Here is a 4,845-nt window from a genome sequence, read left to right on the forward strand (position 1 = left end):
ATCTCCAGCGGTTCGGCCATGCGGCCCTCGCCCGCCTCGTTGCTTTCAGCCATCTCGCCCTTGGCCGGCCCGACAAAGGCAATGCCGTCCTTGGCGAGCGTCGCCCGGTTGCGGCGCGTGGCAGTGTGCGACCACATTTTCGGGTTCATCGCCGGCGCCAGCAGCACCTTCTTGTCGGTGGCGAGAAGCACGGTCGAGGCGAGATCATTGGCATGGCCGTTGGCAAGCTTCGCCATCAGATCGGCGGTCGCCGGCGCCACCACCAGCAGGTCGGCCTCGCGCGACAGCCTGATATGGCCGACATCGTGCTCGTCATTGCGGTCGAACAATTCGGTAAAGACATGGTCAGCCGAAAGCGCCCCGACCGACAGCGTGGTGACGAATTCCTGCGCGGCCGATGTCATCACTACGCGCACCGCCGCACCGCGCTCGCGCAACCGACGGATCAGGTCGAGCGCCTTGTAGGCGGCGATGCCGCCGCCGATGATGAGCAGGATGCGTTTGCCCGACAACGAGCCACGCGGCGATGGCTTGCTGGAAACAGCGACAGCCGAAGTCACCTGCTGGTTTGAACCAGCCAGGGTGCGCAGCGTGTTCTCGATCTGCTCGATGCGGTCGGCCTGCCCTGCCCGACCCTCGACCGCCGCCCGGATCATCAGCCGCGCCTGTTCTTCCATCGAGCAGCCATTCTCCGCCGCGAGCTGCCGCAGCAGGTCCTTCACATCATCGTCGAGGTTGCGGATGGTGATGCTGGCCATGTGATTGCACTCGTCACGTCGTCACGAGTGCAATGATAGCAATGCAATCAATTGTGAGCAAACGTGACCGCAAAACGATGGCGAGTCGGTTCAGGTTTCTTGAGCCGGAGGAAGGCCTGCTAACTGCCCAGAGCCGCTCGTCGGTCGACTCGCCTCAACTACAATGTTGACGAAACCTGACCACTCGAGATGTCGTTGGGTTAGGGTAACGCGGCGACCCTCAAATTCGTGACCCTCGGTGATCACGATCCCTTTCCAAAGCTTTGGCTGTGAGTGCTCAAGCTTCATCTTGAAAGCGGCAGGCACCTCGCGGCGAGCCTCGCCTTCAATGAGCCACCCATAGCCATAGTTTGGCCTCACCTCTACGATCGGCAAAGTGTCCATGCCGCCAACGTAGTCCGTTCCTGTTTGACCGACCACTCGGCAATCACAAGATTTTCCACACGATATAGAGCAGCGTCAGTGCGATCACCCACAGTGCCACGCGACCGGAGCGGGTATGGCGCGCCTCGGCCTTGCCGATGGCGCGTGCCGTCGCCTCGTCGAAGCGCAGGCCGTGCTCGGCCATCAGGTCGATCTCGCGCGACAGCCGCTCGGTGCGGGCGGCGATGTCCGGCGCCTGGCGGGCCAACGCCAGCAAGGCCCTGGTGCCGTCGCGCGCATCGACCAGAAGACCGCGTGGGCCGAGATTGCCGGCGATCCAGTCGCCGACCACCGGCTCGGACGTCTTCCACATGTTGAAGGCCGGATCGAGCGTGCGGGCAACGCCTTCGACCACCACCATGGTCTTCTGCAGCAGGATCAGTTCGGGACGGGTCGCCATGTCGAACAATTCGGTGACCTCGAACAGCAGCGTCAAAAGCTTGGCCATCGAGATGGTTTCCGCCGGCTGGCCGTGGATCGGCTCGCCGATGGCGCGGATCGCCTGCGCGAAGGCCGAGACATTGTGCTGGCGCGGCACATAGCCGGCCTCGAAATGCACCTCGGCGACGCGCTGGTAATCGCGCACGATGAAGCCGTAGAGGATTTCGGCCAGGAACCGGCGCTCCTTTTTGCCGAGCCGGCCGGCAATGCCGAGATCGACGGCGACGATGGTGCCGTTGGCCTCGACGAACAGATTGCCCGGATGCATGTCGGCATGGAAGAAGCCATCGCGCAGCGTATGGCGCAGGAACGACTGGATGAGGTTGGCGGCGATCGCCCTGAGGTCGTGGCCTGCCTCCACAAGACCGGCAATGTCGTTCATCTTGACGCCGTCGACCCATTCCATGGTCAGCACGTCGCGCCCCGTCCGCTCCCAGTCGACCGAGGGCACGCGGAAGCCCGGATCGTCCTTGGTATTCTCGCCGAGCTCGGAGAGCGCCGCTGCCTCGAGCCTCAGATCCATCTCGATCTTGGTTGTCTGCGCCAGCGTCTCGGTCACTTGGACCGGCCGCAACCGGCGCGACGAGGGGATGTATTTTTCCTGCAAACGGGCGGCCAGGAAATAGCTTTCGAGGTCGTGGAAGAAGCGGCGGCGCACGCCCGGCCGGATTACCTTCACCGCCACCCGGGAGGCAACCCCATCGTTCACGGTCTCGGCACTGTGCACCTGGGCGATCGAGGCGGCCGCGACGGCGCCGTCGAAGCTGGCGTAGAGATCGCCGACCTTGCGCCCGAGCGAGGCCTCGATGGCGGCGATCGCCTCGGCCTGCGGGAACGTATGCATCTTGTCCTGCAGCAAAGCGAGGTCGAGCGCCATGTCATTGCCGACGACATCGGGCCGTGTCGCCAGGAACTGGCCGAGCTTGACGTAGGAGGGTCCGAGCCGCACCACTGCCTTGGCCAGCCGGTCGCCACGCTTGTAGGCCAGCGCGCGGCGGCGAGTGAACAGGCGGGCCAGCCGCCAGCCGAACTTCGGCAGGCCGTCGAGCTCCTCGCCCGGCAACGCCGAGACGACGCCCTCGCGGACCAGCACCCAGCCGGCCCGTGCGAGCCGAAAGGCGGCGCCGACGCTGCTCATCGCCCAGCCTGCTTCAAAGTCTCCCGCCTCAAAGCTTCCAGCCCGAATGAAGCGCGGCGATGCCGCCCGAATAGTTGCGGAAGGAGACGCGATCGAAGCCCGCGCGCGAAATCATCGCCGCGAAATTCTGCTGGTTGGGGAATTTGCGGATCGATTCGACGAGATAGGAGTAGGGTTCGCCTTCGCCAGTGACCGCCTTGCCGATCCGGGGTATGGCGTTGAACGACCAGGCCTCGTAGACCTTGTCGAGCAGCGGCATCTCGACTTCGGAGAATTCGAGGCACAGCAAGCGTCCGCCGCGCTTCAGCACCCGATAGGCTTCGCCGAGCGCCACCTCGATGCGCGGCACGTTGCGGATGCCGAAGGCGATCGTATAGGCGTCGAACGTGTTGTCGGCGAATGGCAGTTCCTCGGCATTGGCCTCGACGAAATCGGTGCTTTCGCTCAGGCCTTTCTTCTCGGCGCGCTCGCGGCCGACGTCGAGCATCGATCCGTTGATGTCGAGCACGGTGGCATGCGCGTGGCGATCGCTGGCCTCGACGATGCGGAAAGCTATGTCGCCGGTGCCGCCGGCAACGTCGAGCACCTTCCAGCCCGGTCGTTTCGGCGGATTGAGCCACGTCACCATGGCGTCCTTCCACAGCCGGTGCAGTCCGCCCGACATCAGATCGTTCATCAGGTCATAGCGATTGGCGACCTTATGGAAAACGTCGTTGACCAGGGACTGCTTATCGCCTGCCCCTACCCGCTTGAAACCATAGGAGGTTTCCATACCGCCCGCGGCCGTCGTTCTCTCAACTGACATTATTTTGATCCGTCATAAAACCGGCGGGACCATAGCCGATCGATGGTGCGGGCGCTATTGTTTAAGGCGCGGTGTTCGGCCGCGCTTCCAGGTGGCGGGCTTATCGACCTGGACCGAATCGACGGGATGATTGAATGCCTTTGAAAGCGGAACTGCACTGCCACATCGAAGGGGCAGCGGCGCCCGAGCTCGTCATCAGCCAGGCCCGCAAATACGGCAAGGACACCGCGCCCTATATCAAGGACGGCTCCTTCGTCTGGCATGACTTCACCTCTTTCCTGGCAGCCTACGATTTCTCGTCCGACCTGTTCCGCACCGAGGAGGATTATGCGCGGCTGGCCGACCATTACCTGACCAGCCTCGCCCGCGACGGCGCCATCTATTCCGAAGTCTTCACCTCACCGGACCATGCGAAGAAGGCCGGCCTGTCGCCCAAGGCCTATACCGACGCGCTTGGCGAGGGCATGGCGCGCGCCAAGGCCAAGACCGGCATCGAGGCCCGCATGATCGTCACCGGCGTGCGCCATGTCGGCGTCGAATCGATCGAGCAGGCGGCACGCTTCGCCGCGCGCTGCGACCACCCGCTGGTGACGGGCTTCGGCGTCGCCGGCGACGAGCGCATCGGCGAGTTCGAGGACTATGTCCGCGCTTTCGAGATCGCGCGCGAGGCCGGACTCGGCATCACCATCCACGCCGGCGAGCTGATGGGCTGGGAGAGCGTCCAGGCGGCGCTCGACCACATCCGGCCCTCCCGCATCGGCCATGGCGTGCGCGCCATCGAGAACCCCGACCTTGTCCGGCGCATCGCCGACGAAGGCGTGGTGCTAGAATGCTGCCCGGGTTCCAACATCGCGCTCAAGGTGTTCGACAGCTTCGCCGACCATCCGTTTCCGGAACTATTGGCGGCGGGCTGCAGGGTGACACTCAACTCCGACGATCCGCCCTATTTCTGGACTTCGCTGAAGCGCGAATACGACATCGCCACCGAGCATTTCGGGATAAAAGACAAGGCGCTTACCGCCATTACCAGGACGGCGATCGAGGCGGCCTTCGTCGACAGGAAGACCAAGGCAATATTGCTGGGCCGGCTGGACGCCAAAGGCCGGTGAATGGTGAATGGTGAATGGTGAATGGTGAATGGTGAATGGTGAATGGTGAATGGTGAATGGTTTGCCCGCGCGCTTCGGCGCGTCAAGGCAATCATCGAACCATCAGGACTCGCAAACCCACTCACTATTCACTATTCACTATTCGCCACTCACCACTCACCGGAGCAGCAC

4 protein-coding genes are annotated in these 4,845 nt (G+C 63.6%); 1 reads left to right on the forward strand and 3 read right to left on the reverse strand.

Translation table 11 applies throughout. The features are described from left to right. The 3 genes from EOA33_RS24340 to ubiE all read right to left on the reverse strand — a co-directional run. Positions 1 to 758: flavoprotein (locus tag EOA33_RS24340; protein WP_281033550.1), on the reverse strand; the 758-nt coding region annotated here is incomplete at its 3' end. Positions 759 to 1,185: 427 nt separating this feature from the next. Beyond that, complete coding sequence (gene ubiB / locus EOA33_RS24345; RefSeq protein WP_127406789.1) at positions 1,186 to 2,760, reverse strand: 2-polyprenylphenol 6-hydroxylase; 1,575 nt, start codon at positions 2,758 to 2,760, stop codon at positions 1,186 to 1,188. A gap of 28 nt (positions 2,761 to 2,788) precedes the next feature. After that, positions 2,789 to 3,565, reverse strand: coding sequence for a bifunctional demethylmenaquinone methyltransferase/2-methoxy-6-polyprenyl-1,4-benzoquinol methylase UbiE (gene ubiE, locus EOA33_RS24350; RefSeq protein ID WP_126058360.1), 777 nt, complete (start codon positions 3,563 to 3,565; stop codon positions 2,789 to 2,791). Positions 3,566 to 3,699: 134 nt separating this feature from the next. Here ubiE and EOA33_RS24355 point away from each other — a divergent pair, with 134 nt between their 5' ends. Continuing rightward, the gene (locus EOA33_RS24355) at positions 3,700 to 4,674 is read left to right on the forward strand and encodes an adenosine deaminase (protein WP_126058359.1); all 975 of its coding nucleotides are present in this window, start codon (positions 3,700 to 3,702) and stop codon (positions 4,672 to 4,674) included. Positions 4,675 to 4,845 lie beyond the last annotated feature (171 nt).

Origin of the sequence: Mesorhizobium sp. M4A.F.Ca.ET.050.02.1.1 (assembly GCF_003997725.1) — a bacterium.
Classification (GTDB): Bacteria; Pseudomonadota; Alphaproteobacteria; order Rhizobiales; family Rhizobiaceae; genus Mesorhizobium.

Excerpts from the sequence above, each read along its gene's own strand:
- EOA33_RS24355 (WP_126058359.1), top strand. The coding sequence starts at position 3,700 with ATGCCTTTGAAAGCGGAACTGCACTGCCACATCGAAGGGGCAGCGGCG.
- ubiE (WP_126058360.1), bottom strand. The coding sequence starts at position 3,565 with ATGTCAGTTGAGAGAACGACGGCCGCGGGCGGTATGGAAACCTCCTAT.
- ubiB (WP_127406789.1), bottom strand. The coding sequence starts at position 2,760 with ATGAGCAGCGTCGGCGCCGCCTTTCGGCTCGCACGGGCCGGCTGGGTG.